This window comes from Streptomyces sp. NPDC047525, assembly GCF_040643025.1.
Classification (GTDB): domain Bacteria; phylum Actinomycetota; class Actinomycetes; order Streptomycetales; family Streptomycetaceae; genus Streptomyces; species Streptomyces durmitorensis.
Genome location: NZ_JBEYTL010000019.1, coordinates 49,646 through 76,620 on the forward strand (window position 1 = coordinate 49,646; position 26,975 = coordinate 76,620).

Annotated in this window: 25 protein-coding genes; 8 read left to right on the forward strand and 17 right to left on the reverse strand. The window is 71.4% G+C overall.

What is annotated here, in order from left to right:
• Positions 1–16: 16 nt before the first annotated feature.
• The 10 genes from ABZ833_RS37675 to ABZ833_RS37720 all read right to left on the reverse strand — a co-directional run bounded on the left by ABZ833_RS37675 (position 17) and on the right by ABZ833_RS37720 (position 13,538).
• Positions 17–835 (reverse strand): RNA methyltransferase, encoded by an 819-nt coding sequence (locus ABZ833_RS37675; protein ID WP_249591076.1) that lies wholly within the window; start codon positions 833–835, stop codon positions 17–19.
• 105 nt (positions 836–940) lie between these two features.
• On the reverse strand, positions 941–2,173 hold the full coding sequence (cobA, locus tag ABZ833_RS37680) for a uroporphyrinogen-III C-methyltransferase (RefSeq protein ID WP_361056858.1): 1,233 nt from the start codon (positions 2,171–2,173) through the stop codon (positions 941–943).
• A gap of 238 nt (positions 2,174–2,411) precedes the next feature.
• Positions 2,412–6,449 carry a nicotinate-nucleotide--dimethylbenzimidazole phosphoribosyltransferase gene (gene cobT / locus ABZ833_RS37685; protein ID WP_361056861.1) on the reverse strand — a complete coding sequence of 1,346 codons (4,038 nt, stop codon included), beginning with the start codon at positions 6,447–6,449 and terminating at the stop codon, positions 2,412–2,414.
• Positions 6,450–6,803: 354 nt separating this feature from the next.
• Entirely contained in the window at positions 6,804–8,015 is a 1,212-nt protein-coding gene (cbiE, locus tag ABZ833_RS37690; protein WP_361056864.1) for a precorrin-6y C5,15-methyltransferase (decarboxylating) subunit CbiE, read from the reverse strand.
• 176 nt (positions 8,016–8,191) lie between these two features.
• Complete coding sequence (locus ABZ833_RS37695; protein ID WP_361056867.1) at positions 8,192–8,836, reverse strand: GNAT family N-acetyltransferase; 645 nt, start codon at positions 8,834–8,836, stop codon at positions 8,192–8,194.
• A 135-nt stretch (positions 8,837–8,971) separates the two neighbouring features.
• Positions 8,972–9,796, reverse strand: a complete 825-nt coding sequence (locus ABZ833_RS37700) for a MetQ/NlpA family ABC transporter substrate-binding protein (protein ID WP_361056870.1) — start codon at positions 9,794–9,796, stop codon at positions 8,972–8,974.
• A gap of 2 nt (positions 9,797–9,798) precedes the next feature.
• Complete coding sequence (locus tag ABZ833_RS37705; protein WP_249591070.1) at positions 9,799–10,641, reverse strand: MetQ/NlpA family ABC transporter substrate-binding protein; 843 nt, start codon at positions 10,639–10,641, stop codon at positions 9,799–9,801.
• Between the two features lie 67 nt (positions 10,642–10,708).
• Entirely contained in the window at positions 10,709–11,434 is a 726-nt protein-coding gene (locus tag ABZ833_RS37710; protein WP_361056874.1) for a methionine ABC transporter permease, read from the reverse strand.
• Positions 11,431–12,489, reverse strand: coding sequence for an ATP-binding cassette domain-containing protein (locus ABZ833_RS37715; RefSeq protein WP_361056877.1), 1,059 nt, complete (start codon positions 12,487–12,489; stop codon positions 11,431–11,433). Before ABZ833_RS37715 ends, ABZ833_RS37710 begins: the two co-directional genes overlap by 4 nt.
• A gap of 401 nt (positions 12,490–12,890) precedes the next feature.
• Positions 12,891–13,538, reverse strand: a complete 648-nt coding sequence (locus tag ABZ833_RS37720; RefSeq protein WP_361056880.1) for an HAD family hydrolase — start codon at positions 13,536–13,538, stop codon at positions 12,891–12,893.
• Positions 13,539–13,608: 70 nt separating this feature from the next.
• Between ABZ833_RS37720 and ABZ833_RS37725 the strand changes: the two genes are divergently transcribed.
• A complete protein-coding gene (locus ABZ833_RS37725; RefSeq protein WP_361056884.1) occupies positions 13,609–13,968 on the forward strand; it encodes a hypothetical protein in 360 nt (119 codons plus the stop codon).
• Between the two features lies 1 nt (position 13,969).
• A complete protein-coding gene (locus ABZ833_RS37730; RefSeq protein ID WP_361056886.1) occupies positions 13,970–14,404 on the forward strand; it encodes a hypothetical protein in 435 nt (144 codons plus the stop codon).
• On the opposite strand, the gene ABZ833_RS37735 is transcribed toward ABZ833_RS37730, so the two are convergent.
• The 3 genes from ABZ833_RS37735 to ABZ833_RS37745 all read right to left on the reverse strand — a co-directional run bounded on the left by ABZ833_RS37735 (position 14,401) and on the right by ABZ833_RS37745 (position 16,713).
• A complete protein-coding gene (locus tag ABZ833_RS37735; RefSeq protein WP_361056890.1) occupies positions 14,401–14,904 on the reverse strand; it encodes a GNAT family N-acetyltransferase in 504 nt (167 codons plus the stop codon). The genes ABZ833_RS37730 and ABZ833_RS37735 overlap by 4 nt on opposite strands.
• 37 nt (positions 14,905–14,941) lie before the next feature.
• Positions 14,942–15,460 (reverse strand): sigma-70 family RNA polymerase sigma factor, encoded by a 519-nt coding sequence (locus ABZ833_RS37740; protein ID WP_361056893.1) that lies wholly within the window; start codon positions 15,458–15,460, stop codon positions 14,942–14,944.
• A 74-nt stretch (positions 15,461–15,534) separates the two neighbouring features.
• Complete coding sequence (locus ABZ833_RS37745) at positions 15,535–16,713, reverse strand: glycerophosphodiester phosphodiesterase (RefSeq protein WP_361056896.1); 1,179 nt, start codon at positions 16,711–16,713, stop codon at positions 15,535–15,537.
• Between the two features lie 455 nt (positions 16,714–17,168).
• On the opposite strand from ABZ833_RS37745, the gene ABZ833_RS37750 reads away from it, so the two are divergent.
• Complete coding sequence (locus tag ABZ833_RS37750) at positions 17,169–17,789, forward strand: lysophospholipid acyltransferase family protein (protein WP_361056899.1); 621 nt, start codon at positions 17,169–17,171, stop codon at positions 17,787–17,789.
• A gap of 147 nt (positions 17,790–17,936) precedes the next feature.
• Here the strand turns inward: ABZ833_RS37750 and ABZ833_RS37755 are convergent, their stop codons facing one another.
• The 4 genes from ABZ833_RS37755 to argH form a co-directional block, all read right to left on the reverse strand.
• Positions 17,937–19,475, reverse strand: a complete 1,539-nt coding sequence (locus ABZ833_RS37755; RefSeq protein WP_361056902.1) for an MFS transporter — start codon at positions 19,473–19,475, stop codon at positions 17,937–17,939.
• A complete protein-coding gene (locus ABZ833_RS37760; RefSeq protein WP_361056905.1) occupies positions 19,472–20,023 on the reverse strand; it encodes a TetR/AcrR family transcriptional regulator in 552 nt (183 codons plus the stop codon). Before ABZ833_RS37760 ends, ABZ833_RS37755 begins: the two co-directional genes overlap by 4 nt.
• A gap of 81 nt (positions 20,024–20,104) precedes the next feature.
• Positions 20,105–21,079, reverse strand: a complete 975-nt coding sequence (locus tag ABZ833_RS37765) for an aldo/keto reductase (protein WP_361056908.1) — start codon at positions 21,077–21,079, stop codon at positions 20,105–20,107.
• An 87-nt stretch (positions 21,080–21,166) separates the two neighbouring features.
• Entirely contained in the window at positions 21,167–22,597 is a 1,431-nt protein-coding gene (gene argH, locus ABZ833_RS37770) for an argininosuccinate lyase (RefSeq protein WP_361056911.1), read from the reverse strand.
• A gap of 138 nt (positions 22,598–22,735) precedes the next feature.
• Between argH and ABZ833_RS37775 the strand changes: the two genes are divergently transcribed.
• The 5 genes from ABZ833_RS37775 (at position 22,736) to ABZ833_RS37795 (ending at position 26,924) form a co-directional block, all read left to right on the forward strand.
• Entirely contained in the window at positions 22,736–23,320 is a 585-nt protein-coding gene (locus ABZ833_RS37775) for a pyridoxamine 5'-phosphate oxidase family protein (RefSeq protein WP_361056914.1), read from the forward strand.
• 3 nt (positions 23,321–23,323) lie between these two features.
• Positions 23,324–24,037, forward strand: a complete 714-nt coding sequence (locus ABZ833_RS37780) for a L,D-transpeptidase family protein (RefSeq protein ID WP_361056917.1) — start codon at positions 23,324–23,326, stop codon at positions 24,035–24,037.
• Positions 24,038–24,126: 89 nt separating this feature from the next.
• Positions 24,127–25,131, forward strand: a complete 1,005-nt coding sequence (locus ABZ833_RS37785) for a bile acid:sodium symporter family protein (RefSeq protein ID WP_361056921.1) — start codon at positions 24,127–24,129, stop codon at positions 25,129–25,131.
• Positions 25,132–25,203: 72 nt separating this feature from the next.
• Positions 25,204–25,923, forward strand: coding sequence for a GntR family transcriptional regulator (locus ABZ833_RS37790; protein WP_361056924.1), 720 nt, complete (start codon positions 25,204–25,206; stop codon positions 25,921–25,923).
• Positions 25,920–26,924 (forward strand): ADP-ribosylglycohydrolase family protein, encoded by a 1,005-nt coding sequence (locus tag ABZ833_RS37795; protein ID WP_361056927.1) that lies wholly within the window; start codon positions 25,920–25,922, stop codon positions 26,922–26,924. The genes ABZ833_RS37790 and ABZ833_RS37795 overlap by 4 nt, the downstream gene beginning before the upstream one ends.
• Positions 26,925–26,975 lie beyond the last annotated feature (51 nt).

The following is a 26,975-nucleotide window of genomic DNA, read 5'->3' on the forward strand; positions in this document are numbered from 1 at the left end:
CAGAACTGAGGGTGACTCAGAGCTGAGGGCGGCCCGTCGCCACCGCATAGAACGCGACCGCGGCCGCCGCCCCCACGTTCAGGGAGTCGACGCCGTGGGCCATCGGGATGCGGACCCATTCGTCGGCCGCCATCAGGGCCTTCGTGGTGAGGCCTTCGCCCTCCGCGCCGAGCATCAGCGCCACCCGGTCCATGCGGTGGGGCGCCGCCTCGTCCAGGGTCTTCGCCTTCTCGTCCGGGGTGAGCGCGAGAAGGTTGAAGCCCGCCTCGCGCACGCCCTCCAGGCCCTTGGGCCAGGATTCGAGGCGGGCGTAGGGCACGGAGAAGACCGCGCCCATGGAGACCTTCACCGAGCGGCGGTAGAGGGGATCGGCGCAGTCCGGTGAGAGCAGGACCGCGTCCATGCCGAGGGCGGCCGCGCTGCGGAAGATCGCACCGATGTTGGTGTGGTCGTTGACCGACTCCATGACGACGACGCGGCGCGCCCGGGTGAGGAGTTCGTCCGACGTCGGCAGCGGCTTTCGCTGCATCGAGGCGAGGGCTCCGCGGTGCACGTGGTAGCCGGTGACCTGCTCGGCCAGGTCGGGGTTGACCGCGTACACCGGGGCCGGGACCTCGTCGATGACGTCCCGCATGACGTCGACCCACTTCGCGGAGAGCAGCATCGAGCGCATCTCGTAGCCCGCCTGCTTGGCGCGCCTGATCACCTTCTCGCCCTCGGCGATGAAGAGGCCCTCGGCGGGCTCGCGCCTGCGGCGCAGCTCGACGTCGGTCAGGCCCGTGTAGTCGCGCAGGCGCGGGTCGGTGGGGTCGTCGACGGTGATGAGATCAGCCACAGGGTGATACTGCCTTGTCCTGGGTGTGGTGCCAACGCCTGGGGGCGGGCTGGGTTACCGGTGGTACGCGAGGGCTTGGTGTGGTTACGCGAGGGCTTGGTGTGGTTACGCGGGGCTGTCAGGGCCCACGTTCACCACGTCGCCGACGACGATCACCGCGGGAGGCTTCACCTCGTGGGCCACGACCTCGGCGGCGACGGTGGAGAGGGTGGCGTCCACGCGGCGCTGGGCCGCGGTGGTGCCCTCCTGGATCAGGGCGACGGGGGTCTCGGGCGCCCTGCCGTGCGCGACGAGCGTCTCGGCGATCCTGCCGATCTTGTCCACGCCCATCAGGATCACGAGGGTGCCGCGCAGCTTGGCCAGGGAAGGCCAGTCGACGAGGGAGCGCTCGTCGTCGGGGGCCACGTGCCCGCTGACCACGGTGAACTCATGCGCGACCCCGCGGTGCGTGACGGGGATGCCTGCGGCGCCGGGCACGGAGATCGAGCTGGAGATGCCGGGGACCACCGTGCAGGAGATGCCCGCCTCGGCGAGCGCCTGGGCCTCTTCCATGCCGCGCCCGAAGACGAAGGGGTCGCCGCCCTTCAGGCGGACGACCGACTTGCCCTGCTTCGCGTGCTCGATGAGGGCGTTGTTGATGGCTTCCTGGGCCATGAACCGGCCGTACGGGATCTTCGCGGCGTCGATCACCTCGACGTGCGAAGGGAGTTCGTCGAGCAGGTCGCGGGGGCCGAGCCGGTCGGCAATGACCACGTCCGCCTCGGCGAGGAGACGACGGCCGCGGACCGTGATGAGGTCCGGGTCGCCGGGGCCGCCGCCGACGAGCGCGACGCCGGGGGTGCGGGTGCGGTGCTGGCGCGCCACGAGGGTCCCGTCGCTCAGGCCCTCGACGAGCGCGTCGCGAATGGCGGCGGTGCGGCGCGGGTCGCGGTCGTGGATGTCCGTGGTGAGGACGGCGACCGTGACGCCCGCGGAACGGCCCGTCGCGGGCGTCAGGGCGGTGGCGGCGTCGGCGTCGTCGGAGCGGACGCACCAGACACGGTGCGCCTCCCCTTCCGCGGAGGCCGCCGTGTTGGCATCGGGGTCGCTGGTGGCGATGAGGGCGTACCAGGCGTCCTTGAGGTCGCCGTGCTCGTAGCGGCGACGCTCCCAGGTGATCTCGCCCGCGTCCGCCATCGCCTCCACGGAGGGGGTCGCCGTCGGCGACACGAGGAGGATGTCGGCGCCCGCCGCGATCAGGGCGGGGAGGCGGCGCTGGGCCACCTGGCCGCCGCCGAGCACGACCGTGCGGCGGGCGGTGAGACGGAGGCCTACGGGGTAGGCGGGGCTTTCGGCCATGGCGGAGGGCTCCTCGTGCGGGGCGCTGGGCTTTGCGGGTGCCGCTGCGACGGTGGGGCGGCTGCGCTGATGCTTTGACGTGCGGGTTCAGTATGGCTGGGGTGGGGTGGGGTTCTCTCCCCCAGCCCACCCCTTCCCGAAAACGGGGCTTCGCCCCGGGCCCCAGTTCGTCTGCGGGCCGTGGGCGTTTGTGCCCACCCGTTCCGCCCTGCGGAACGCCTGCCCACAAACGCAGGTGCTACTTCTCGGTTACTCCTGCCGAGTCGAACGTGGCCACCTCGTGCATCGCACGGGCCGCGCTCTGGACCACCGGGAGGGCCAGGAGGGCGCCGGTGCCCTCGCCCAGGCGCAGGTCCAGGTCGACCAGAGGGCGCAGGCCCAGCTTGTTGAGGGCCGCCACGTGGCCCGGCTCCGCGCTGCGGTGGCCCGCGATGCAGGCCGCGAGGACCTCGGGGGCGATGGCGCGGGCGACCAGGGCCGCCGCGCCGGCGCTCACGCCGTCCAGGATCACGGGCGTACGGAGCGATGCGCCGCCGAGGAGCAGGCCCACCATCGCCGCGTGCTCCAGGCCGCCGATGGCCGCGAGGACGCCGATCGGGTCGGCCGGGTCGGGCTGGTGCAGTTCGAGGGCGCGGCGGACGACGTCGACCTTGCGGCTGTGCATCTCGTCGTTGATGCCGGTGCCGCGGCCGGTGACCTCGCCCGGGTCGGTGTCCGTGTAGACGGAGATGAGGGCCGCGGACGCCGTGGTGTTCGCGATGCCCATCTCGCCGGTGAGCAGGGCCTTGTTCCCCGCCGCCACCAGGTCGCGGGCGGTCTCGATGCCCACCTCGATGGCGGCCTTGACCTCCTCCCGGCTCAGGGCCGGGCCGGTGGTCATGTCGGCCGTGCCCGCGCGGATCTTGCGGGGCAACAGGCCGGGGGTGGCCGGGAGTTCGCTCGCCACGCCCACGTCGATCACGCAGACCTCGGCGCCCACCTGGTTGGCGAAGGCGTTGCAGACCGCGCCGCCACCGAGGAAGTTGGCGACCATTTGCGCGGTCACTTCCTGGGGCCAGGCGGTGACGCCCTGGGCGTGCACACCGTGGTCGCCCGCGAAGATCGCGACGGCCGCGGGCTCCGGGATCGGCGGCGGGCACTGCCGGGACAGGCCGGAGAGCTGCGCGGAGATGATCTCCAGCATGCCGAGCGCGCCCGGCGGCTTCGTCATGCGCTTCTGCCGCTCCCACGCCTCGCCGAGCGCCTTGGCGTCCAGCGGGCGGATGTTGGAGACGGTCTCGGCCAGCAGGTCGTGCGGGTCCTCGCCGGGCAGGGCGCGACGGCCGTACGTCTCCTCGTGGACCACCCAGGAGAGCGGGCGGCGCTTGGACCAGCCTGCCTGCATCAGCTCGGGCTCCTCCGGGAACTCGTCGACGTATCCGACACAGAGATAGGCCACCACTTCGAGGTGCTCGGGCAGGCCGAGGGTTCTGACCATCTCGCGTTCGTCGAAGAAGCTGACCCAGCCGACGCCGAGGCCCTCGGCGCGCGCCGCGAGCCAGAGGTTCTCGACGGCGAGGGCCGAGGAGTAGGGCGCCATCTGCGGCTGCGTGTGACGGCCGAGGGTGTGGCGGCCGCCGCGGGTCGGGTCGGCGGTGACGACGATGTTCACCGGGGTGTCGAGGATCGCCTCGATCTTCAGTTCCTTGAACTGCTTCGCGCGGCCCTTGGGGAGCGACTTGGCGTACGCGTCCTTCTGCCGCATGGCCAGCTCGTGCATCGTGCGGCGGGTCTCCGCCGAGCGGATGACGACGAAGTCCCAGGGCTGCGAGTGGCCCACGGAGGGCGCGGTGTGGGCCGCCTCCAGGACGCGGAGCAGGACCTCGTGCGGGATGGCGTCGCTGCGGAAGCCGTTGCGGATGTCGCGGCGTTCGCGCATGACGCGCAGGACGGCTTCGCGCTCGGCGTCGTCGTAGGCGGGGGCGGCGGGCGCCTCCGACTCCTTGACCGGCTCGGGCTCCTTGAGCGGCGCCTGCTCGTCGACCGGCTCCGAGGGGAGCGCCTCGTCCGCGATGTCCGCCGGGTCGGCGGCTTCGGGGGCCTCGACCGCTGCCGCAGCCTCCGCTTCGGCGGGTGCGTCACCCTCGGCGACGGGCACGGCTTCGGCTGCCGTCTCCGTCGGTACGGGCGCCTCGGCCACGACCTCTTCCGCCGCGTCCGGCACGGGAGTTGCCGCCGCGGGCTCCCCGCCGTCACGCGGTGCGGGCACGGTGGCCGCGGGCTGCGGGGACGCGGGCTCGGGGGCCCGGGCGGCTTCGACGAGAACCACGGGCTCCTGGGCTTCGGCGCCCTCGGGGGCCTCCGGGGCGACCGGCGCCTCCGGGATCTCGGCTGCCGCTACGGCGTCAGGCGCGACCTCAGGTGCGAGGGCCTCGGCGACCGGCTCCGGCTGCGCCTCGGGGGCCTCGGGCTGCGGGGCCTCGAAGTGCTCCGGGGGAACGGACAGGGCCTGCGGCGGTGTCGGTGCCAGGTGGGGCGTGGTCGGCACCGAGCCCTCGACCGGCACGAACTGGCCGAGGGGCGCGGGCGTCTGGGGCTCCGCGTAGGGCTGGTTCGGGTCGCCCGGGAGTCCCGCGCCCTGGGGCGCCTGGGCCACGGGCGCTTCCGCGTGCTGCGGGGCCTGCGGGATGTGCGGGCCCTGGACCGTGTGCCCGGCGGCCGCGAGCGGCGCGTCCGACCAGGGCTGTGCTCCGGCCATGGCGAACTGCGGCTGACCGGCGGCGGACGCGTGTGCGGGCCGACCGTTCGCGAACGGCTGCTCGGCGTCGGCGACGGGCGGGAGCTCCTGGCTCGCTTCCGGGGCGTGCGCGGACGGGTCCGCGGCCGACGGCTGCTCGGCGTCCACGGCGAACGCGGGCTGCCCGGCTTCGGCCACGGGGTGCGCGAACCGGTCGTCGGCCTCGGCGCCTTGCGTGATCGCGGGGTCGACGGCCTCCGCGGCCTGCGGGAAGGCGGCCGCGGGCGTCTCGGAGGCAGGGGCGGCGGGCGTCTCCACGGGCTGGGGCAGCTCTGCGGCCGGGGCGGGCTGCGGGGCCTCACCGGCGAGTGCGTCCTGCGCTGCCTGTACGTCCTGCGAGCTCTGTGCGTCCTGCGTGCCCTGTGCGCCCTCTGATACGGGCGTCACGGGTGTTACGGGTGCGCCCTCAGCCGCGGATGTGGCGTCCGGGACGACCGTTTCTGCTGGTACGACGGGCTGCACGTCCTGCACGTCCTGCACGTCCTGAGAAGACTGGGAGTGCTGGGCCGGCTGCGACGGCTCGGAGTGCTGCGGCTGACTCGTCCACGGCGTCGCGCCCTGCGGCGTGATCTCACCGAGCTGCGGACCCGGAAGCATCCCTTCCTCGTCTCGCGGGATGTCGAGGTACTCGGGCCCCACGGTCGGCGGCCCCGCGTGCCGCATGGGCACGGCGTGCTGGGGCGCACCGGCCGGGCCGCGGTCGGCGAGCGAACGTACGGGACTCCCCGTGCCGTCGGGCACCGCGGGACCCGAAGGCCCCCGGTGGAGCGGGCGGCGGGACGGGCCGGGGTGCGAGGCGGGCGCCGGCGTGGGCGCGCCGGGCAGCTGGACGCCGTTCAGGTCGACCGAGCCGCTGTCGCGCCCGGCCGTCTCGTGCGGGCCCGGCTGGTGCATGGCCTGCGGCTGCCCGACCGACTGCTGGGCGGCGGCCTGCGGGCCTGCGGCGTGCTGACCGACGAGGTGCTGGCCGCCCAGCGACTGATCGGCGGAGTGCCGACCACCGACGGACTGACCGCCGACGGACTGTTCCGCCATGGCGGGGTCGGCCGAGGGGTCGGCCGCGTGAGCACCCACCGGCTGACCGGCCACGTACTGGTTCGCCAGCGACGGGTCACCCACGGGCTGGCCCACGCCCTGCTGACCGACGGCCTGCTGGCCCACGCCCTGCGCGACCGCCGCATGCTGAGCACCCCCGGGCTGCGCACCCACCGGCTGAGCGACGCCGTGCTGCGCGGTCCCGCCCTGGGCACCCCCGTGCTGGGCGGCCACCGGCTGACCGGGGCCTGCCTGCTGCGGCGGAGCCGACTGCGGCTCGCTCCAGGCGCCCTGGGCACCCGGCATGAGGAGCAGATCGTCATCGTCGGCGGGGGCGACGTTCGCGGCGGGACTCTCGGAGGGGTCGAGGAAGGTGTACGCATCCGGGGCGGGGACGCCCGGCTGCTCCACCATGCCTGCGTTCTCCGGCAGTCCCTCGCCCGGGACCTGGCCGGTGTCGGTCATGCGTAACCCCTCGCCCATCGGTTAGTGCTTCTTCGACCGCCCCTCAGCCTTAGGCCGGGGAAGCCCCATTGCCCGGAGCGGCGCACCAACCGCCCGTCATTCTCAACGAGCGTGCGCGCCGCGCGGCACGAACCGCGTACGGACAACAGGCATTGTCCCGGTCGGCCAGCCGCCACGGCGGCTTGATCCGCAACGGCCCGCTGTGGGCTGCGCCACGTTGCGCGCCCTCCGGTCCTGCCGTACCACACACCCCCCAAAACGGGCGAGCTTTCCGGACATTGACCAACTATTTGCCGGACACTCGGGTGCGGTACAACGATCGGCCAGCCTACCCCGCACCGTGGTGCGGCAGGGTCACGGGGCGCGATCGGGCAACTGTCCACAGAGCAGGAAGACGACGGTCCTCTCCCGCTCCGTCCACGCGCGCGTGTCGAGTTCGACGGACTGGAGCAGGGCGCATTCCACCGCGTATCCGTGCTCCGTCAGGTCCCTGCCGATGAGTTCGGCCGCGTCTCGCGTCGACGCGTGCGTCACGATGCGCGCCGGGCGCCGGTCGGCGACGGCGGAGACCACCGCGGCTCCCCCGCCCCCGACGCGTACGACATCGGGCTCGGGAAGGTCTTCGAGGACGAACGGCGCCGTGCCGTGCACGATCTGCGGCTGGACGCCGAAGTGGCGGGCGACCGCCGTGGTGCGGGCGCAGGCGTCGGGGTCGGCGTCGACCGCGATGACGGCGGCCCCGAAGCGGGCGGCCTCCGCGGTGAAGGCGCCGCTGCCGCAGCCGATGTCCCAGACCAGATCGCCCACGCGGGGGCCGATGCGGGCGAGTTGGGCGGCCCGCAGGCGGTCGCTCTCGCCCTCGCCGAGCTGGGCCTCGCCGCCGTAGGCGGGGGCGGGCAGCGCCCACCCGCGCGGGGTGCCCGGGTCGCGTCCCGCGATCCAGCCGGTGTCGGAGGCCGCGACCGGGCCGCCGATGACGATGACGACGTTCGGGTCGCGCCAGGTGTGGTCGGCGGCCTTGTCCGAGGTCAGGACGGTGACCTGCTCGCGCTCGGTGCCGAGCTCCTCGCAGATCACGAAGGTGCGGTGGACGCCCTGGAGGAGCAGCCCGAGCTCGGCGGGGCCCGCGCCGGGCGAGGTGAGGACGGCGACCTTGGTGTGGGCGCGGCAGACGTTCACCGCGCGGCGCAGGGTGCGCGGGTGGGCGACCACGACCTGGGCGTCGTCCCAGGGCATCCCGGCGCGGGCGAAGGCCTGGGCGACGGAGGAGACGGCGGGCACCACTTCGACCTCGAGGCCGAATTCGGGGGCGCGAAGCGTGCGTACGACACCGAAGAAGCCGGGGTCGCCGTCGGCGAGGACCACGGCGGTGCCGCGGTGGGCGGCGATGCGGCGGGCCGCCAGGCTCACGCTGCCCAGGCGGATCCTTTCGGCGGACGGTGGGACTTCGGTGAGCGCCAGGTGGTGGGCGGCGCCCGCGACGAGGGTGGCGGCGCCGAGCGCCGAGCGCGCGGCTGCGGTCAGCGGCGAACCGTCCCAGCCGATCACCGTGACGCGGTCGGCCATCTTCGTCCGTCTCCTGGGTTCTCGCGGGTCGTCTGAGGGGGCCGGGCGTCGCGTGTAGGGGGCAACCGCGTGCAGCCAGGGGCGAGCGTACCTGGTGGGGCCCGAGGGCGCCCGAGGGGTCAGTTCCGGACCGTGGGGCCAATGACCGCCCGTGGGGTCAGTTCCGGCCCGAGGGTTCAGTTCCAGTCGGAGAAAGCGCTGAACCCGCTGTCCGCGAGCTGCTCGCCGACTCCTTCCAGGTCCTCGGGGAGCAGGCTCCACACGATGAGGTCGGTCCGGACGTCGATCCAGCCGCCGAAGGGATCCCCGCCGTTCCTCGTACGCGCTATCCAGGCGCCCCGCAGGACTCCCTCGCTGATGCAGCCGATCTTCTGCGCGACCTGCTGGGCGGCGGTGTTGTCGGCGGCGGTGCGCAGCTCGATGCGCTCGAAGCGCTGGTCGCTGAAGAGCCACTGGGCGGTGGCGAGCGCCGCCTCCGATGCATAGCCCTCGCCGCGGGCCCAGGGGGCGACGACGTAGTTGAGTTCGCTGGAGCGCACCCGCCAGTCGGTGTCCCGCAGTTGCACGATGCCGACCAGGCGCTGGGTGAGGAACTCCGTGACGGCCAGGGCGATGCCGCGGCCCTCGGTGCGCTCGGCGGGCGCGACCCGGGTGATCCAGTCGCGGGCGTCGTCCTCGGTGTAGGGCTGGGGCGCCGAGGTCCAGGCGGTGACCATCTCGTCGTTCATCATCTCCGCGTACGCGGGGACGTCGGCGTCCTCGAACGGGCGCAGCACCAACCGCTCCGTGCTGATGGAGATGTCGGGGAAGGTGGTTGTCATGCGCTGCTCCGTAACCTGGAACCCTCGGGCCTGCTGAAGTGCCCAGCATGCAGCATGTCGGCGCGCAAACGCACCACGGGGTCCGCTCCTTCATCAGGAGAGGACCCCGTGGTGGGGGCGGAAACGGACTGTGCGTCAGCTCGTTTCGACGGGCAGGACGGAGCCCTTGTACTTGTCCTCGATGAACTGCTTCACCTCGGGTGAAGTGAGCAGTTCGGCCAGCTTCTTGACCCGGGGATCGTCCTCGCCGCCCTTCTTGACGGCGAGCACGTTGTTGTACGGATTGTCCTTGGGCGACTCAAGAAGGATGGCGTCCTTCTTGGGGCTGAGCTTGGCGTCGAGCGCGTAGTTGTTGTTGATGACGGCCGCGTCGAGGTCGTCGAGCGAGCGCGGGAGCTGCGCCGGGTCGAGCGCCTTGACGGTGAGCTTCTTCGGGTTGGACGTGATGTCCTCGGGCGTCGCGGTGCCGCCGACGCCCTTCTTGAGCCCGATGACGCCCTGGGAGGCGAGGAGTTGGAGCGCCCGCCCCTCGTTGGTCGTGTCGTTCGGAACGCCGACGGTCGCGCCCGGACGGAGCCCGGAGACGTCCTTCAGCTTCTTCGCGTACACGCCCATCGGCGGCAGGTACACCTCGGTGACCGGCTTCAGGTCCGTCTTCTTGGACTTGTTGAAGTCCTCCAAGTACGGCGTGTGCTGGTACAGGTTGGCGTCGAGCGAGCCTTCCTGGAGCGCGGTGTTCGGCGAGACGTAGTCCGTGAACTCCGTGATCTGAAGGTCGAGTCCCGCCTTCTTCGCGAGGTTCTTCTGGACGTACGCGAGGACCTCGCCGGCCGGGGTCGGGGTGGCCCCGACCACGAGCTTGTCGCCGCCGGAACCGCTGTCCGAGCCCGCGCCGCACGCGGTGAGACCCAGCGTCAGGGCGAGGGTCCCGGCCGCGGCGGCGATGACGGACGTACGCATGATCAGAACGCCGCGACGACGGCGCCGTCGTACTTGTCGTCGATGAACTTCTTGACCTCGGGCGAGGTGAGGAGCTTGGCGAGCTTCTTCACGCGCGGGTCGTTCTCGTCGCCCTTCTTCACGGCGAGGAAGTTGCCGTAGGGGTTGCCCTTGGCGGACTCGGCGACGATGGCGTCCTTGGCGGGGCTGAGCGCGGGCTTGGCCTCCAGGGCGTAATTGCCGTTGATCACCGCGGCGTCGACGTCACCCAGGCTGCGCGGCAGCGTGGGGGCTTCCAGCTCCTTGAACTTGAGGTTCTTGGGGTTCTTCGAGATGTCCTTGGGGGTGGCCTCGTAGCCGACGCCCTTCTTGAGCTCGATGAGTCCGTTGTCCTCGAGGAGCTTGAGCGCGCGGGCCTCGTTGGTGGTGTCGTTCGGGACGGCGACGGTGGCGCCGTTCTTCAGGTCACCGAGCTTCTTGATGCTCTTCGAGTAGACGCCGAGCGGCTCCAGGTGAACCGTGGCCCCGGGGACGGGCACGATGTCCGTGCCGTTCTTCTTGTTGAAGTCGTCGAGGTACGGCTTGTGCTGGAAGTAGTTCGCGAAGACCTCGCCCTGCTGGACGGCGGTGTTCGGCGTGACGTAGTCGGTGAACTCCTGCACGTCGAGGTCGAGCCCGGCCTTCTTCGCCAGGTTCTTCTTGACGTACTGGAGGATCTCGCCCTGCGGCGTGGGGGTCGCGGCGACGACGAGCTTGCCGTCCTTGTCGCCCGCGGCGGAGCCCTTGTCGGAGCCGCAGGCGGAGAGCCCGAGGGTGAGGGCTCCGGTGGCGAGGACAGCGGTGGTGATCTTGGCGGTGTTACGCACGAAAAGTGCCTTTCTCCATGGGTGGTACGCCCCGCGATGGGTGTGCGGGGTGAGTGCGGGTTCGGCTTCAGGAAGCCTGGGACGGCGACGCCTTGAGCTTCAGGAGCCGCAGCTTGGGGGCGGACCCCGAGTGGCCGCCGCGGTGGTGCAGCCTGCGGGCCGCGTAGTCACCGGCGAACTGGATGACGGAGATGACGACGGCCAGGATGCCGACGGTGATCCACATCAGATCGGTCTCGAAGCGCTGGTAGCCGTAGCGGATCGCGATGTCACCGAGACCGCCCGCGCCGACCGTGCCGGCCATCGCCGAGTAGCCGATGAGCGTGACGATCGTGGTGGTGGTGCTGGAGATCAGCGAGGGCAGCGACTCCGGCACGAGCACCTTGCGTACGACGGTCCAGATGCTGCCGCCCATCGACTGCACGGCCTCGACGAGACCGCCGTCGACCTCGCGCACCGCGGTCTCCACGAGCCGCGCGAAGAAGGGGATGGCGCCGATGGCCAGCGGGACGATGGCGGCGTCGCGGCCGATCGTCGTGCCCGTCATCCAGCGCGTGAAGCCCATCAGGGCGACCATGAGGATGATGAAGGGCATCGAGCGGGCGATGTTCACGATCTGCCCGATGAGCTTGTTCAGGACCGTGTTCTGCAGCAGCCCGCCGCGGTCGGTGAGGACCAGCAGGATGCCGAGCGGCAGTCCGGCGACGACGGCTATCAGCGTCGACCAGCCCACCATGTAGAGGGTGTCCCAACAGGCCTGCTCCAGCAGGGGCTGCATCTCCGACCAGGTCACTTGGCACCTTCCTTGACCAGCAGCGTGGCGTCCTTCGGCGTGGTCGCGAGGTCCTCGCCCGCGATGTCGACCTGCAGGCCCTGCTCGCGCAGGAAGCCGATCGGGACGACGTTCTCCTCGAAGCGGCCCGGCAGCTCGATGCGCATGCGGCCGACCTGCTTGCCCGCGACGGTGTCCATCGCGGCGCCGAGGATCGAGATGTCGATGTTGTACGTGCGCGACAGCTGGGAGATGACCGGCTGGGTCGCGGCCTCGCCGTGGAAGGTCACGTCGACGACGGTGCGGTCCTCGCCCGTCGCGTCGCCGCTGACCGGGAAGAGCGCGGCGGCCAGCTCGGAGCCGGGCGTCGCGAGCAGCTCGGTGACGGTGCCGGACTCGACGATCCGCCCGTTCTCCATCAGGGCTGCCGAGTCGCAGACGCTCTTGACGACGTCCATCTCGTGCGTGATCAGCAGGACGGTCAGGCCGAGCTGCTGATTGAGGTCGCGCAGAAGCTTGAGGATGGAGCGAGTGGTCTCCGGGTCCAGGGCGCTGGTCGCCTCGTCCGAGAGCAGCACCTTCGGGTCACCCGCGAGCGCGCGGGCGATGCCGACACGCTGCTTCTGGCCGCCGGAGAGCTGCGCCGGGTAGGAGTTCGCCTTGTCGGCGAGGCCGACCAGGTCGAGCAGTTCGAGCGCCTTGCGGGAGCGCTCGGCGCCGCTGAGACCGAGGATCTCAAGGGGCAGCTCGATGTTGTCCTTGACGGTGCGCGACGACAGCAGGTTGAAGTGCTGGAAGACCATGCCGATGCGGCTGCGCGCCCGGCGCAGGTCCTTGCTCGCGCGGCTGCCGCGTCCCGCGAGGGCGGTGAGGTCCTGACCCGCGACGGTCACGGTGCCGGCGGTGGGGCGCTCCAGGAGGTTGACGCAGCGGATCAGCGAGGATTTGCCGGCGCCGGACTGGCCGATGACGCCGTACACCTCGCCTTCGCGGACATGCAGATCGACGCCGTCGAGGGCAGTTACTTCACGACCGCGTGAGCGGTAGACCTTGGTGAGGCCGGAAGTGGTGATCACAGGGGTTTCCGTCACTGTCGAGTGCGCGGCGCGGTTCTCGCCGGGCACGGGGCATTCGTGGGGAACGCGGCACGGTTTCTCGCGGTGGCGAAAAGAACCGGAGGACGTGTGCGCGGGGCAGGCTCGCTTCCTACGTCATGTACGTCTGGCGTACGTCGCAGGGGCGCGGCACAGCGGCTTCGCTTCGGGGCGCGATGCTCAGGGGTGGTGCGGGGGCCCTCAGAAGGCGCACATTCGACACATACAACGAGCACCGGGCGTCGTGATCGCCTCGGTCGCAGGGGTGCGGCTGCTCGTCGTGGTCATGTAGACCAGTAAAACACGCGTGCGTACGCGCCCTGCCACCGTTGTCCGCTATACGGACGGCCGGTGGACAGGTGCGGACGCGGACGGGCGGATGCTCAGACCTCGGCGGTGATCTCCACGCCACCCTCGGTGACCTGCGCGGACACGGCCGAGAGGTCCTTCACCACGACGTCCGCGGAGAGCTCACCGGCGGTGTGGGTTGTGGCCAACGCCACGGTGGTCATGCCGGCCGCGCGCCCCGCCGTGAGACCCGCGGGCGCGTCCTCGAAGACCACGCAGCGCGCCGGGTCGACGCCCAGTTTCGCCGCCGCGAGCAGGAAGGGCTCCGGGTCGGGCTTGCCGCGGGTGATGTCGTCGGCGGCGATCAGCATCTTGGCGTCGATGCCGACCTCGGCGAGCCGGGCCTCGGCCAGGCGGCGCCCTGCGGAGGTGACGACGGCCCAGCGCTCCGGGGGCAGGGACTCGAGCAGCTCACGGGTGCCGGGCAGCAGCACGACCCCGCCCGCGACGTCGGAGACCTCGAGCTCCTCGATGCGGGCGACGGCCTCGGCCACGCGCTCGGCGGGCAGCATGTCGGCGATGATCTCGGCGGCGGGGCGCCCGTGCAGCTCCACCTCGGCGAATTCCTCGGCGGTGATCCCGTACTCCTGCGCCAGGCGCGTCCAGCAGCGGTACACCGACTCCATGGAGGAGATGAGGGTGCCGTCGTTGTCGAACAGGAGCGCTTCAGCGTGGATCTTCATGGTGTCCGAGCGTACGGGTCACCCCTGGGGTGCGCGCATCGGGTCATAGGGCCCGTAATAAAGTCACCGCATGCTTGTTGCCCTGACGATCGCGACCGCCGTGGCCGCGCTCGTGCTCGCCGCGTGGTGCGGCTTCGCCGCCTACCGGGACCAGCCGACCAAGGACTGGCACTTCATCGGCATGGCCGTGGTGACGTTCCTCGCCACCGTCCAGCTGATCGTCGGCATCGTCCAGCTGGCGCGGGGCGAGAAGCCCGAGCAGGGCACGACGATCTTCGTGTCGTATCTGATCGGCTCCTTCGCCTGCATCCCGGCCGCGGGCTTCATGTCCCTTGCCGAGCGCACCCGTTGGGGCTCCATCACGGTCGCCGCGGGCGGCGTGGTCCTGGCCGTGCTCCAGGTGCGGCTCTACGACATCTGGGGAGGCTGAGGTGACGGTGACCGAGCCCGAGAAGCACGAGGCCCCGGCCCGGCAGCGGCTCATCGGCGGACCCGGCATCCTGCTGGTGTGGCTGTACGGGGTGATGGTGGTCGGCGCGGTGTCGCGCTCCGCCGTGCAGATCTCGACGGACTTCCACAAGGCCCCGCTCGCGTACACGCTGTCCGCGCTCGCGGGTCTCGTCTACGGCTTCATCACGTACTCGCTCGTGCGCGGCGGCGAGAAGGCCCGCAAGGCGGCGCTGGTGTGCTGCGCCGCCGAGCTGGTGGGCGTTCTGGCGGTGGGGACCTGGACGCTCGTCGAGCCGTCCGCCTTCCCCGACGCCACGGTGTGGTCGGACTTCGGAATGGGCTATCTGTTCATCCCGGTGATCCTGCCGCTCACCGCGATCTTCTGGCTGAACAAGGCTCGGAGGGCGGGCCGCTAGACCCTGGCCGCGTACGCCGCCGCGGTCGCCTCCTTGGAGAGCGTGACCAGCGTGAGCCGTTCGTTCACGTGCTGGGTCTTCACCGCCGCATAGCCATGTTTGCGGTAGAGCTGGAGATTCTGCTCGCTGCGATGACCGCTGAAGAGCTGGAAGCACTTGGCGGTGCCGCCCGCGCCGAGGCGCCGCTCTATGGCGTCCAGGAGCCTGCCGCCCAGGCCGTGCCGCTGCATCCTGGGGTGGACGATGAGTTTGCCGATCCGCGCCGTGCCGTCGGGGTCGACCGTGCCGCGCACCGACGCGACGACCTCGTCGCCGAGACGGGCCACCAGCACGCTTCCGGCGGCCAGTTCGGCCTTGATGGAGTCGAGGGACTGCGTGAGCGGCTCGATGGAGTAGTCGCCGTACAGTTCGGCCTCGCTCTGGTAGCACAGGTACTGCAGTTTGAGGATCTTCTCGGCGTCCTGTCCGCCCGCCTCCGAGATGGTCACGCTCATGCCCATGTGTGCATGCCTCCCGCTCACCTGCTCTGCCGGTTGTCTATCGCTCCTTTCCCCGCGGTTCAGGAGCTGCAACCTCCGCCGCGAGCATTCTGCGCAGACATCCCAGGCAACGAGAACGTTCCGGCCCCAGGCTGCCCTGTGACATTCCCAACTGCCCTGCGATCTCCCGGTAGGTGAGGTCCTTGGGGGACAGCAGCGCCGCCATGAGACCGGGGCAGCGTCCGGGCAGTCTGCGCACCGCCGCGTGCAGGGTGCGCTCGCGGTCGGCCCGCAGCGCGCGCTGCTCGGGCCCACGCTCGGTGTCGTCGGCGGGGTCGGCCGCGTACGCCACCTCACGCTCTTCCGTACGCCGGGTGCGGCGCGCCTCGGAGGCGACGGCGGCGCGCAGCCAGGTGGCCGGATCGGCGGGTGGGTCGGCGACGTCCATGCGTTCCAACAGGCGCAGCCAGACGGCCTGTTCCAGGTCACCGGGGTCGGTGCCGGAGCCGTGCGCCGCCGCGGAGGCCTCGGCGGCGAGGAGCGGGCGCAGGGTGGGGATGAGCTCGTGGGTGGTCATGCAGGGCGGGACGCGGCCGCTCCGGCAGGAGGTTGCCGGAGCGGCCGTCTGTCACCCCAACCGGGGCCGGACGATCAGTCGTTGACGAAGTCCGCGCGGGCGAGGAGCGCGGTGTCGCAGTTGTCGGAGAAGATCCCGTCGATGCCCGTCTCGAAGTACGCCTTGAAGGCGCCGAAGGCGTCGCCGTAGGCGTTCGGGTCGGTGCCCTTCTTGAAGTTCGTGGGCAGGAAGGTGTTCTCGTTGCGCATCGTGTACGGGTGGAGGATCAGGCCCGCCTTGTGCGCGTCCTTGACCAGGGTGGACGGGGTGCCGAGGCTGCCGTCCGGCTTCTTCGGGATGACCAGGTCGAGCGTGGGGCCGATGCCCTGCGCGAACGACGCCATCCACTTCAGGCCCTCGGGCTTGATGAGGTCGGCGACGGTGCGCGGATCGCCCGCCTCGACGAAGTCCCAGGGGCGGGAGCTCGCGGTGGACAGGAGGACCACGAGCGGCGGGTCGACCAGCTTGTTCAGGCGCTGGATGCTGCCGGGCTCGAAGGACTGCAGGAAGTTCGGGGAGTTCTTCTTGTGCCGGCCGTACTTGCGGAGCAGCTTGGCGAGCGGCTCCTCCAGGCCGAGGCCCAGCTTGCGGAAGTACGTGGGGTGCTTGGTCTCGATGTGCAGCCAGATCCGCCTGCCGCGCCCGCGCTCCTGCCGCTCGGCCCACTGGAAGACCTCTTCCAGGGTGGGCACGTCCCAGCGGCCGTCGTAGAGGGTGTTGCGCTGGCGGGTGCCGGGGATGCGCTCCTTGGCGCGCAGCGTCTTCAGCTCGGCGAGCGTGAAGTCCTCGGTGAACCAGCCGGTGAGCGAGGTGCCGTCGACGGACTTGGTGGTCTTGCGGGACGCGAACTCGGGGTGCGCGGAGACGTCCGTCGTCGCGGTGATGTCGTTCTCGTGACGGCATACGAGATGGCCGTCCTTGGTGGGCACGACGTCCTGCTCGATGACGTGCGCGCCCATGTCGAGGGCGAGCTGGTACGAGCCGAGCGTGTGCTCGGGCCGGTAGCCGCTGGTGCCGCGGTGCGCGACGACCGTGGGCACCGGCAGGTCCTTGTACCCCCCGTGCCCGTGCTTCCCGTCGGCTCTCGCCACGCCGGGCAGTCCTACGACGGCTGTACCGGCCCCGAGGACCGCCGCTCCCAGTACCGCGCGCCGCCCCGGCCGCTGCTCCCCCGGCTCCCCCGACTTCGAATGCCTCGACTGCTGCGTAGCCATTGAGCGCTCCTCCCGATGTGCTGCCTTGCACCTGACAAAGCGGCACGATCGTAGGTGGCCGCGCGTGACAGATGGGAGACCCTGGACCGAACGGAAGGGTGACGCCGGATGGCGACTGGTGTGCGGGAGGGGGTCCGTTCGGTTGCCTTCGGTCCGGCGCCGCCGGCCGTGAACTCCGTGGCAGCGCGTGACCGCGGTGCGTGACAAGGGCCACTAGGACGCGCCACATGCCGCACACAGGGATAACGTCGTCACAAGAAGGGCGGTCCAAGGGCAACACCACGCAAACCCAGGTCAACTCTGCGTATCGAGTGCGTGAACCCGATGTGCGGTGAGCGGGGACCCGCGAGTATCGTCCTCACCTGCACATACTCGTCGTCGACCCGTTGACACCGGAGGGCCCGTTGTCCCGTCTCGCGCTCATCAAGGCTGTGCTCGGACCGATCTTGCGTCTGATGTTCCGCCCACGGGTGGAAGGCGCAGAGAACATTCCGGGCACGGGCCCGGTCATCATGGCCGGAAACCACCTCACGTTCATCGACTCGATGATCATGCCCCTCGTCTGCCCGCGTCCGGTGTACTTCATCGGCAAGGACGAGTACGTCACGGGCAAGGGGCTCAAGGGCCGCCTGATGGCGTGGTTCTTCACCGGCTCCGGAATGATCCCCGTGGACCGCGACGGCGGCCACGGCGGTGTCGCCGCCCTGATGACCGGGCGGCGCGTCCTGGAGGAGGGCAAGCTCTTCGGTATCTACCCCGAAGGCACCCGCTCCCCCGACGGCCGCCTGTACCGCGGCCGCACGGGCATCGCCCGGCTGACCCTGATGACCGGCGCGCCCGTGGTCCCCTTCGCGATGATCGGCACGGACAAGCTCCAGCCGGGCGGCAAGGGCCTCCCGCGGCCGGGCCGCGTGACGGTGCGGTTCGGTGAGCCGATGGAGTTCTCGCGGTACGAGGGCATGGACCGCGACCGCTATGTGCTGCGGGCGGTGACGGACTCCGTGATGACGGAGGTCATGCAGCTCTCCGGTCAGGAGTACGTGGACATGTACGCCACGAAGGCGAAGGCGGCGTAGCCCGGGGCTCGGTCTTTGGCAGTGCGCCCGCCCGGCGCTCGGGGGCTTTCCCCCGACACCGGGCGGGCGTTTCGTATTACCTGCGAGCCGCGTGTGGCTGGTCGCGCCCACGCGGCGGAGCCGCACAATGTCACAGCCCCGCGCCCCTTACGGGGCGCTCTCCTCCAGCTTCGAGCCCTTCAGGAGGAACCACGCCGCCACCGCCGTGGCGAGGAGTACCCCCGCCCCCGCTCCGGCGGCCAAGCGCAGGCCGTCCACGAAGGCGTCCTGGGCCGAGGACAGCAGCGCCTGGGACTCGTGGGCGGGGAGGCCCGCCACCGATTCGACAGCGCCGCCCAGCGATTCGTGCGCGGCCGACGCCACCTCGGGCGGGGTGCCCGCCGGGGCGGTGAAGTCGCGGTAGACGCCGGTCACGATGGAGCCCAGCAGGGCGATGCCGAGCGCCGCGCCCAGTTCGTACGCCGTCTCGGAGACCGCGGACGCGGCGCCCGCCTGCTCCTTGGGCACGCTGGAGAGGATGACGTCGGCGGTCACCGTGAACGAGAAGCCCGCGCCGATGCCGACGACCAGGAGCGAGGCTCCGAGCAGCGGATAGCCGGTGGACTGGTTCAGCGTGGTGAGCGCCGCCAGGGCGATGCCCACCGCCGCGAGTCCGCCGGCGACCACCGCGCGCACGGAGAACCGCCGTGCGACCATGCCCGCGATCAGACCGGCCGCCACCGCGCCCACCGCGGCGGGCAGTTCGGCCAGGCCCGCCTCGAACGGCCGCCGCCCCTGGACCAGTTGCAGGAACTGGGAGAGGAAGAAGACCAGGCCCGAGAGCCCGAGCACCGTGAGGAGGTCGGCGAGCACCGCTCCGGAGAACCCCCGGTTGCGGAAAAGACGCATGTCCAGGAGGGGCGCCGTAAGGGTGAGCTGGCGCCGGACGAACCAGGTGAGTGCCGCCACGCCGATCACGGCCGACGCACCGACGTCCCAGCGGATGCCGTGCGCCGCCGCCTCCTTGATGGCGTACACGACGGCGATCATGCCGATGAGCGAGAGCACGACGCTGATCATGTCCCACGGGCCCGGCGCCGGATTCTTGGACTCGGGCAGGAACTTGATGCCGACGACGACCAGGACCGCCATCACCGGCAGGTTGATCAGGAAGACCGAGCCCCACCAGAAGTGCTCGAGCAGGAACCCGCCGACGACGGGACCGACGGCCGCGCCGGCCGACGCCATCGCGCCCCAGATGCCGACCGCGAGGCTCCGCTCACGCGGGTCGTGGAAGATGTTCCGGATCAGCGCGAGGGTGGACGGCATCAGCGTCGCGCCCGCGACACCGAGCAGCGCACGGGCCAGCATGAGCATCTCGGGCGTGGTCGCGTAGGCGTTGAGCACCGAGACCCCGCCGAAGGCGACGGCGCCGATCAGCAGGAGCTTCTTGCGGCCGATGCGGTCGCCGAGGCTACCCATGGAGACGAGCAGACCGGCGATGACGAACGAGTAGATGTCACCGATCCACAGCAGCTGTGTGCCGGTCGGCTTGAGGTCCTCGCTGATGTACGGCGTGGCCAGGCCGAGCACCGTCGCGTCCACGGCGACGAGCAGCACGGCAAGGACCAGCACGGCGAGCGCGAGCCAGCGGCCGGGGCTGCGCTCGACCTCCGTCGACGCGGTCCGCTGTTCGATGCTGGTCATGGTTCCACTCTCCGTTGTGCTCCGCCGATCAGCAGCTCGGCGATCATGTGTGTGAAGTCCTTGGCGGCCACGCGGCCGTCCAGTACGGCCCAGGCGCCGGCGCCGATGAGTCCGTACAGCGCCTCGGTGAGCCAGGCCGGGCTCAGGTCGATGCGGAACTCGCCGCCCTCCTGGCCGCGCCGGAAAAGGGCGCCGATGTTGTCGTCGAGCCGCGACCAGCCTTCGTGCTGCGCGTCGTCCTCGAAGAGCTGGTTCTCGGTGACGAGGAACGCGAGCAGACCCGCGGCCGGCTGGATCTCCTTCACCAGGCGGCGCAGCGCCTCCTCCGCGCTGTCCTCGCCGAGACGGGCCGCCTCCAGGGCGGCCTCGCACTCCTGGATGCCGAGCTCTTCCAGGGCGCGTACGAGGGCGTCGCGCCCGGCGAAGTGCCGGTGCAGGGTGGCGCGGCTGATCCCCGCCGCGCGCGCCACCTCGTCCATCGTCGAGGAGCCTTTGCGGGTGAGTTGCGCGGCGGCGCTGCGCAGCACCTGATCGCGATCGACTGACATGAGACAACCATAGTCCATGTGAGACATATTTGTCTCACGAGATACGTGCGCCGCTCACCGGAGGGTCACCTCAGGGGTTCGTCAGTGCCAGGGCAGCTGCCCGCGCCGCTCCCAGTACGCGCCCGGCTCCTCCGCCAGCCCCGCGAGGCGCTCCAGCTGCTCCTCGTCGAGGTCGACGGCCGCCGCGTGCAGGTTCGAGACGAGCTGGACCGAGGTGGCCGCGCCGGAGAGGACCACGCCAGCCCACGGCCGCCGCAGCACCAGGGCAAGGGCCACCGCGTCGCAGCCGAGCCCGGTCGCCCCGGCGATCTCACGCAGAGCCGCGGGGGCGTGCGGGTCGGCGAGGCGGCCGTTGGCCATGGCCTCCTTGACCAGGACGGTGAGGCCCGCGTCATGGGCCTCGGCGAGCGCGGGGCCCGCCGCTGTCTCCAGGGCGTTGTACGTGGCCTGGACCGTGCGGAAGAGCGGCTCGCCGTCGACGGTCACGGCGAGGGCGGCGCGGATCGCGGCCGCCTGCTCCGGGCCGCTGACGGAGAGTCCGATCGTCACGCCTTCGGCCGCCAACTCGGCCAGCTTGGCGTGCAGTTCCTTGTCGGTGAGGGCGGGGCTCTCCGGTGTCACGGAGTGGATCTGGTAGAGGTCGAGCCGCTCGCCGAGCAGTTGAGCGCTCTCCTCGCGCTGACGGACGTACGCGGCGACGCTGTGGTCCTTGACCTCGTGCGGGGGCGCGGCGTCGGCGTTCCAGGCCGCCGTGTACGTGTAGCCCCACTTGCTGCCGATCACGACGTCATGGATGTCGGGCCTGGCGTGCAGCCAGTCGGCGAGGAACTCCTCGGAGCGGCCGTAGGAGCGCGCCACGTCGATGTACCGGACGCCGAGCGCATAGGCGGCGTCGAGGAGTTCGAGGGTGCGCTCGCGCAGGGCCTCGACGCTGCGGGACGGCGGCAGATCGGCTTCGCGGCCGAGCGTGATGTAGCCGGGCCTGCCGACGGCGGCGAGGCCGAACCCGATGTGGGCGGTGGGGGTGGTCGCTGCGGCCAAGCGCGAGAAAGGCATCGCGGGCTCCGTTCGGTCGGCTCCTTGCGGAAGACGACCAACGTAACCCGCGATGCCCACGTCAACGCGGCACGCGCTGCCCCGGCGTCACTTACGCGCCGCGGCCCATTCCTGCTGAACCGTCAGATCGGCCTTGACCTCGGCGAGCTGGACGGCGACGGCCGAGGGGGCGGTGCCGCCGCGGCCGTTGCGGGACGCCAGGGCGCCGGGGACGTTCAGGACGGTCCGGACCTCGGGGGTGAGGTGCTCGGAGATCTTGGCGAACTGCTCGTCCGTGAGCTGGTCGAGCTCGATGCCGTGCGCCTCGCACTCCTTGACGCAACTGCCGGCCACCTCGTGCGCGACACGGAACGGCACGCCCTGCCTGACCAGCCACTCGGCGATGTCCGTGGCGAGCGAGAACCCGGCGGGGGCCAGCTCCTCCATGCGCTCGCGGTGCACGGTGAGCGTCGCCATCATGCCGGTGAAGGCGGGGAGCAGGACCTCCAGCTGGTCGCAGGAGTCGATGACCGGCTCCTTGTCCTCCTGGAGGTCGCGGTTGTACGCGAGCGGCAGCGCCTTGAGCGTCGCCATCAGGCCGGTGAGGTTGCCGATGAGGCGGCCCGACTTGCCGCGCGCCAGCTCGGCGATGTCCGGGTTCTTCTTCTGCGGCATGATCGACGAGCCGGTCGAGAAGGCGTCGTGCAGCGTGACGAAGGAGAACTCCTTCGTGTTCCACAGGATGATCTCCTCGGCGATCCGGGAGAGGTTCACGCCGATCATCGCGGTGATGAAGGCGAACTCCGCCGCGAAGTCCCGCGACGCCGTCCCGTCGATGGAGTTGGCCGCCGAGCCGTGCTCGAAGCCGAGGTCGGCCGCGACGGCCTCCGGGTCGAGACCCAGGCTGCTGCCGGCGAGCGCGCCCGAGCCGTACGGCGAGACGGCCGTCCGCTCGTCCCACTGCCGCAGGCGCTCCGCGTCCCGGGAGAGGGACTGGACGTGCGCGAGGACGTGGTGCGCGAAGAGCACGGGCTGGGCGTGCTGGAGGTGGGTGCGCCCCGGCATGGCGACGTCGGGGTGCGCCTCGGCGAGGCCGACGAGCGCGCCCTGGAGATCGGCGATCAGACCGCCGATGATCCGGGCGTGGTCCCGCAGATACATCCGGAAGAGCGTCGCCACCTGGTCGTTGCGCGACCGGCCCGCGCGGAGCTTGCCGCCGAGGTCCGGGCCGAGCCGCTCAAGGAGGCCACGCTCCAGGGCCGTGTGGACGTCCTCGTCGGCGATGGTGCCGACGAACTCGCCCGACGCCACGTCGGTCTCGAGCTGGTCGAGCCCCGCCAGCATGCGGTTCAGCTCGTCCTCGGTGAGGAGGCCCGCCTTGTGGAGCACACGCGCGTGTGCGCGGGATCCGGCGATGTCGTACGGCGCCAGGCACCAGTCGAAGTGGACCGATGCCGACAGCTTGGCCAGGGCCTCTGCCGGGCCGTCCGCGAAACGGCCGCCCCAGAGCCGGACGTCACCGCCGTTGTTGCTGCTCACTTCACGTGCTCCTTACCCTGCATTCGCCGTCATGCATGAGTATGCAGTGTTCCGTATGTTTCGTCAATCCAGCCGCAGTGCGAGACGGTACGCCAAGTCGTTAGACAGGCGAAGGGTTTCTGGCAATAATCCTTAGACATGGGAAAGACTTACGAACGCATAGACGGCAGACTCCGCACGTTCATCGAGGCTCAGCCTCTCTTCTTCACCGCCACCGCGCCCCTCTCCGGCGACGGCACGGTCAATCTCTCCCCCAAAGGTCTCACCGGCTCGTTCGCCGTCGTCGACGAACACACCGTGGCCTACCTCGACTTCGCGGGCAGCACCGCGGAGACGGTCGCGCACCTGCGCGAGAACGGCCGCATCACCCTGATGTGGTGCGCCTTCCAGGGCCCGCCGAACATCGTCCGGGTGCACGGCCGCGGCGAACCCGTCTTCCGCGACGACCCGCGCTGGGCGGAGCTGCTCGGGCACTTCCCCGACATCGACGCGACCCAGCACGGCCTGCGCGCGATCATCGTGGTGACGGCCGAACTCGTCCGTGACAGCTGCGGATACGCGGTGCCCTTCATGTCGTACGACGAGGACCGCGACCTGCACGGCAGGCGCTTCGCGCGCGAGGACGACGCGTCGCTGAGCGAGTACTTCGCCAAGCGGCAGATCGCACAGAGCATGGACGGCCTGCCCGGAGTGCCGTTGCCGCTGCCTCCCACTACGGTCTGAGCCATGCGCTCCCGTGCCGCCGCCCTCGCGTCCGCAGCCGCCCTCCTCCTCGCCGCCACCGGAGCCGTCGGCGCGGCGCGCGGCACGAGCCCCCCGCTGCCGGACCGCATGGCGGACACGGGCGGCGGAACCCAGCTCATCACCGCGCAGGCCGCGCGCACCGGCTCCACCACCGGCACGGTCACATGGTGGGACCGGCGCGGCGGGCGGTGGGCGAAGTCCGGCTCGGCGGCGGCACGGTTCGGCGCGAAGGGCCTGACCGAGGGCGGCTCCCGCAAGCAGGGGACGAACACGACGCCCACCGGCCTGTTCCGGCTCCCGTACGCCTTCGGCATCAAGTCCGCGCCGCCCGGCACGGACTATCCCTACCGCCGCGTCACGAAGAACTCCTGGTGGTGCCAGGACAACGACTCCCGCTCGTACAACCGCTGGACGCAGCCCCGCCCCGCCGACTGCCGCGCCGCCGAGTCCGAGCACCTCATCACGTACGACACCCAGTACGCGCACGCCCTGCTGATCGGCTTCAACTACGACCGCCCGGTGCGCGGGCGCGGCGCCGGGATCTTCCTGCACGTCAACGGACGCGGCGCGACGGCGGGCTGCGTGTCGGTGTCCGGCGAGGCGATGCGGCGGATCCTTCGGTGGGCCGAGCCGGACCGACGGCCGCACATGGCGATCGGGACGGAGTCGGGGGCGACGGCGATCACGCGTTACTGACGCATCCCGCCCCGCCCCCCAGCTTCGTGTAGCGACCACATATCGAGACAGGTTTGCGTCCACGCGCCGCGGCGGCGTTGCATCGCCGGGTGCAAACCGAACAGACGATCCCCAGCTCCACGGAGAGCGGCGACAAGGCGGCCCGCCTCGCCGTCACGGTCTTCCCCGTCCTCGTGCTCGCCGCAGGCGCGCTCGGCCTGATGGCGCCGGACGCCTTCAAGGGGTGGGGCACGAACGTCCCGTACCTCCTGGGGCTCGTGATGTTCTGCATGGGGCTCACCATGACCCCGCTCGACTTCCAGGGCGTCGTCAAGCGGCCCTGGGCCGTCGCCCTCGGCCTGGTCGCGCACTACGTGATCATGCCGGGGCTCGGCTGGCTCATCGCCCACGCGCTCGGGCTCTCGCCCCAACTCGCGGCCGGCGTCATCCTCGTCGGCTGCGCACCCAGCGGGACCGCGTCCAATGTCGTGACCTATCTGGCCCGCGGCGACGTGGCCCTTTCCGTCTCGGTGGCCACCGTCTCGACCGTCCTCGCACCGCTCATCACGCCGCCGCTCACGCTGCTCCTCGCGGGCGAGTACCTGCCCGTGGACGCGGGCTCGATGGTCACGGACATCCTCAAGACCGTGCTGCTCCCGGTGCTCGCCGGTCTCGTCGTGCGCCTTCTCTTCGGCCGCTACATCGGGCGGGTCCTCAGCGCCCTGCCGTGGCTGTCCGCCCTGACCATCGCGGTCATCGTGGCCGTCGTGGTCGCGGGCAGCGCGGCGGCCATCAAGTCGGCCGCCCTGCTCGTCTTCCTCGCCGTCGTGCTGCACAACGGCCTCGGACTCGCGCTCGGCTACGGCGCGGGCAAGCTGGCCCGCCTCGGGCCGCCCGCGTCGCGCGCCATGGCCTTCGAGGTCGGCATGCAGAACTCGGGGCTCGCGGCGTCGCTCGCCACGGCCCACTTCAGCCCGCTCGCCGCGCTGCCCGCCGCCGTGTTCTCCGTGTGGCACAACGTCTCGGGGGCGCTGGTCGCCGCCTGGATGTCGCACCGGGCCCGGCGTACGGAGCAGCGGGCCGAGGAGCAGGGCGCGCCCGTCCAGCAGGCCTGACGGGCGGGCCTCCCGCAAAGAATCTTCCGGCAACCGTAGACGGGACGGATCAGCTCCGCTTACCTTCTAGACATGCCTGGACAGGTTCATAAACATCATCGCGTCGCGCACGTGCTCGCCGACGAGATCCGCGCCGGGGTGCACGCCGACGGCAGCCGCCTCCCCGGCGAGCACGCCCTGCGGGAGCGGTTCGGCGTCAGTCGCACCACCGTCCGTCAGGCGCTCAGCGCCCTCGGCGAGCAGGGGCTCATCGAGACGCACGCCGGCATCGGTTCGATCGTCACGTTCGACGGGACCCCCCTCGACCAGCAGCTCGGCTGGACCCGGGCGCTCGCCGACCAGGGCACCGAGCTCTCCACGGACACGCTGCGCTTCGAGCGGATCGCCGACGCGGAACTCGCCGCCGAACTCGGCCTCGCGGACCCGCACTTCATCGCCCTCGACCGCGTCAGGCGACTGGCCGACGGCGCGGGCGTCTCCCTGGAGCGCAGCCGCGTCCCCGCCGTGCCCGCCCTCGCCGATCTGCCGGAGCGGGGCCTCGAAGGCGGTTCGCTGAACCGGACCCTGATCGCCGCGGGCCACGTCGCGGCGTCGAGCGACGCCCGTATCGCGGTGTCCGGCCTCGGCGACGAGGACGCGGGGCTCCTGCACCGCTCCCCCGGTGAGCCGTTCATCCGGCTCGCCCAGGTCTTCCGCGACGCCGACGGGGAGGTCGTGGAGCAGGTCACGAGCCTGCTAGACCCGTCCCGGTTCCAACTGCACGTACGTACCGGCCGAGGAGCCCACTCGTGACCACCGCACCCCCCGACCTTCTCGACCGCGCGCTCGGCGCCTTCTACGGACTCGCGCTCGGCGACGCCCTGGGCATGCCGACCCAGGTCATGTCCCGCGAGGACGTCGTACGCGTCTACGGCGCCCTCACCGGATTCGAACCCGCCAGGGACGACAACCCCGTCAGCGCGGGCATGCCCGCGGGCGCCGTCACCGACGACACCGACCAGGCGGTCATCGTGGCGCGGCTCCTCGTCGAGGGCGGCGGACACGTCGACCCGCTGCGATTCGCCGACGAACTCCTGTCCTGGGAGCGGGAGATGAAGGCCAAGGGCTCCTTCGACCTGCTCGGCCCGTCCACCAAGGCCGCCCTGGACGCCGTCGCGGGCGGCACCGACCCCAAGGAGGCGGGCAGGTACGGCACCACCAACGGCGCCGCGATGCGCGTCACCCCGGTCGGGATCGCCTTCGCCACCGGTCCGCTGCCGGACTTCCTCGACCGGGTCGTGGAGTCCTGCCAGGTCACCCATGACACCAACATCGGCATCGCGGGCGCCGCGGCCGTCGCCGCCGCGGTGAGCACGGGCGTCGCAGGCGGCACGCTCGACGAGGCCTTCGACGCGGCGATCGCCGCCGCCGAGGCAGGCGCCCGGCGCGGCAACTGGATCGCGGGCGCCGACATCGCCGCCCGGATCGCCTGGGCCCGCGACCTGGTGGACGGCCTGGACGAGGCCGCCGCCCTCGACCGCATCGTCGCGCTCATCGGCACCAGCGTCGCCAGCCAGGAGTCGGTGCCCGCGGCGTTCGCGGTGCTCGCCCTGACCGGCGGCGATCCCTGGCGCAGCGCGCTCCTCGCCGCGAACCTCGGCGGCGACAGCGACACGATCGGCGCGATCGCGGGTGCGGTCGCCGGATCGGTGCGCGGCCTCTCGGGCCTGCCCGCCGACGCCGTACGCACCCTGCGCACGGTCAACAGCCTCGAACTGGAGCCCCTGACGGCCCAGTTGCTCACCCACCGCTGAATCCCCGCCCCCGGACAAGCCCCCCCCGTCCCCGCCCCACGTATCGCGCAA